4 protein-coding genes and 1 pseudogene are annotated in these 2,982 nt (G+C 46.6%); 1 reads left to right on the top strand and 4 read right to left on the bottom strand.

Translation table 11 applies throughout. From position 1 onward, the window contains the following. Positions 1-165: 165 nt before the first annotated feature. The 3 genes and pseudogenes from A372_RS32770 to A372_RS0100590 all read right to left on the bottom strand — a co-directional run bounded on the left by A372_RS32770 (position 166) and on the right by A372_RS0100590 (position 1,538). Positions 166-722 (bottom strand): annotated as a pseudogene (locus A372_RS32770) (hypothetical protein). Positions 723-736: 14 nt separating this feature from the next. Next, positions 737-937, bottom strand: a complete 201-nt coding sequence (locus A372_RS0100595) for a hypothetical protein (protein ID WP_019418921.1) — start codon at positions 935-937, stop codon at positions 737-739. Next, complete coding sequence (locus tag A372_RS0100590; protein ID WP_019418920.1) at positions 930-1,538, bottom strand: hypothetical protein; 609 nt, start codon at positions 1,536-1,538, stop codon at positions 930-932. Before A372_RS0100590 ends, A372_RS0100595 begins: the two co-directional genes overlap by 8 nt. A gap of 379 nt (positions 1,539-1,917) precedes the next feature. On the opposite strand from A372_RS0100590, the gene A372_RS0100585 reads away from it, so the two are divergent. After that, on the top strand, positions 1,918-2,328 hold the full coding sequence (locus A372_RS0100585; protein ID WP_019418919.1) for a VOC family protein: 411 nt from the start codon (positions 1,918-1,920) through the stop codon (positions 2,326-2,328). Between the two features lie 233 nt (positions 2,329-2,561). Here the strand turns inward: A372_RS0100585 and A372_RS0100580 are convergent, their stop codons facing one another. Beyond that, the gene (locus A372_RS0100580) at positions 2,562-2,759 is read right to left on the bottom strand and encodes a hypothetical protein (RefSeq protein WP_019418918.1); all 198 of its coding nucleotides are present in this window, start codon (positions 2,757-2,759) and stop codon (positions 2,562-2,564) included. Positions 2,760-2,982 lie beyond the last annotated feature (223 nt).

Here is a 2,982-nt window from a genome sequence, read left to right as displayed (position 1 = left end):
TAAATACAAGACTGCAACAAAAACATGGAAAACTGTAGGACAATTCATCCCAAGCCTAAAGGCAAGGGCTTTCTTAGCTAATTTCTGTAATATTCAAGCCTCTCTTCAGCAAACGTGATGACAAGCTTTCCTTCCGTTTGCTTTGACTGTTCCACTGCATATCCATCAGGCCAGTTCTTCTTGGGCTATTTCCGTCTTCAGCCCCCGTGTATTCACAACGGTAATGCTCAGCGCATCAAAACCGTTTCGTTTTGCTTCCTCAAAATCACAGCCCCGCTAATCAATTCAATCTGTCCCTGCTCGTCCACATCGGATGAGAATTCCTCATCCCAATCGACATTATAAAACACGGTTAAGCGAATCTCGAACGTATCTTCACCATCAGCATCAACATACGGCAGCAGCAGCGTCCGGTTGTTCTGTTGTTCATCTGAATAGGTATCGCACAGCATGGCATCGTACCCGTGCTTACAGCCGTCGAACAGAACGTAGCGTTTGCCTGTGACAGCATCCTCTGCAACAATCAGCTGAGGTGCGAACTCGGTCATAGCAATCAGATCGTCCATCAATTCACCGTAATAAAAAACATAAAATTTCGTATGGCCTTCCTTGGTTTGCAGCTTGCCCGTCCATTCCCCCTCCGTCCATGCTTCCGGTTTCTCCGGCACGGCTATCCCTTCAAGGAAAGCAGGTCCTGGTCTAAGTTGATTTTGATTGGTCATATGAGTCCTTCCTTTCATCTCTCCATGGAAATTGTAACGATTTTTTCGTTCTGGTCCACATCCAGCTTCACGCTGATGCCTAACTTGTCCTTAAATAATCTCGTAATGTTTATGTAGCGGTCACTTACATCACCGCCGCCGCTTCCAAAAGCGAGCGCGTACTTGGCTAACACGACCTCATCTTGAAATAAGCCGAAGGTCCGGCAGTCATTCATCCTTAAGCTGCAGCCTGCGCAGCGTCTTGACCATCGCTTCTCTGTTTTTGGCTTCCTTCATATATCTAGGCAGCGTATGCGAAGCCGTTCGCTTCATGCCGTTTCCCGGCTTCTCGCGCAGATCCGCCGATATGTAGGCGATAAGATAATTCAGATGAGCCCGGTTCACGGCCCACACCGGTTTTCCCCGGAAGTAATCGAGATAGTAAAGCTCCAAGTTAAATACGGGGTCGCGTTCGTGCCGGATATCGCTGTAACAACCCGCATATTTCAAGGTTCTGCGCAGCGGAACCTGATTCATGGCAGAGCAATGGGGACAACGGATATGGATGACCTTTTGCGTAAGCTGCTTCTTGTCCGTCATGTCCTCGTTAAACCATTTCTCGCAGGCTTCGCACACTCCGCTGGCCGAATATCGGTAGGATTCAGGCTCCTTCTCGTGGTAAAAGCATGTGGTGCACTTCACCTCGTTCGCATGCTCTCCCTTAAAGATATAGGCCAGTCCGCCGCACCTTGCGCATTTCACCGCGACCTGCTCTCTGCGATAAAGAACGGAGCTGAATGCGTATTTGTATCCCGGTTCATCTTCGAAACGTCCCATGCTGTGTCTCCTCCTCCGGAACGGTAACCTTATGTATCACTAACAAAAGTATATTTAAGCCCCGGTAATAAAACAATAGAAGCGCCGACATATAATATAATAGGCCTTTCCCCCAATTCAGGCGCCCTTTTCAGCCGCATTATTCATAAATGGAGCCCCTATCGCAAAACAATCGGGTTACATCTATGATTCATTGCCACGAGTGCTCATTCATTTTGTATGATTGTTTGCTCCTTTTGCACATCAAATGGAATATTTTTATGTGTAAAGAGAAAATAATAACCGTTGACAATCCGTTTCCGCTCACAGATAATTCGAACAAGAACATATGTTTCGTCGTTAACCCCGTCTGCATTTTAATAAAAGGAGCTGGTGTGAAATGGGTACTATAGATCAAAAAATCACTACGTTTTTGATGTTCGATGGACAGGCTGAGGAGGCAATGAATTTTTACGTTTCTTTATTCGACCAATCGGAGATCATCAGCATTCAGCGTTATGGAGCGAACGAACCCGGTGCCGAGGGGAGCGTGCTGCATGCCGCATTTTCGTTGCATGGACAAGTGTTCATGTGCATCGATAGCAGCGTCAAGCATGACTTCACATTTACTCCGGCAATCTCATTGTATGTAACATGCGATACGGAAGAAGAGATTGACAGGGTATTTGGGAAGCTGTCTCAAGATGGCTCTGTATTGATGCCTTTGGGCGCTTATCCATTTAGTGAGAAGTTTGGCTGGGTTGCAGATAAATTCGGGGTGACATGGCAATTGAGCCTAGCGAAGGGCTGACGGTCAGCACGTAATCATGATCAAAAATCCGCAGCCAACGGTTGGCGTTTCCGTTGGCTTTTTTGCTGAAGCAGGAACATTTCTTTATGAACCCTAATTCCCGGAATTTTGAGCTTTGACAAATTGGTTGCCATCTGGAGCTTGCTCTAACCTCGCCCCTACGGGCTGTATCTTTTTGAATGAGTGGGAGCGGCTCCAACTGCAATTATACATTTGATACTTCCCCTTTTGCGTCATTCGTCACGCTGGACTGCAAAAGTCAGCTTGTTTAGAAACCCATTAATGTAAAAAGAAACAGGTATGGTGGGGGTATCCGCTTCCGTCGCTGTTGAATCCAAGTCATTAGGGATGAGACGGTGCGGGGATGACTCGGATTCAAAGGCGATCGCCAGGTCTCTCCAGCGGGCACCCTCCACCCTTTTTTGTTTCATGCGGGGTTTCTCAACAACCTGAAAAGTGCAACTGCACATTTGCAGTTCGCAGGCCCCTTACCTGGAAATCATCCAGCAGCAAGTCTTATCAAATGTAGAAATAAAATAAAGTATTTTCTTAGTGCTTAGATTAAGATAGGGCTCCTTTTTAAGCATTGCATGCTACCCGCGTACGTTCTTTAATTAGTAAATATAATGAGGAGGACGTAGCCCAAGCGAAGGT

The organism is Paenibacillus sp. OSY-SE (assembly GCF_000283315.1).
In the GTDB taxonomy this organism is placed as follows: domain Bacteria; phylum Bacillota; class Bacilli; order Paenibacillales; family Paenibacillaceae; genus Paenibacillus_B; species Paenibacillus_B profundus.
This window is presented reverse-complemented; position numbering and strand designations above follow the sequence as displayed.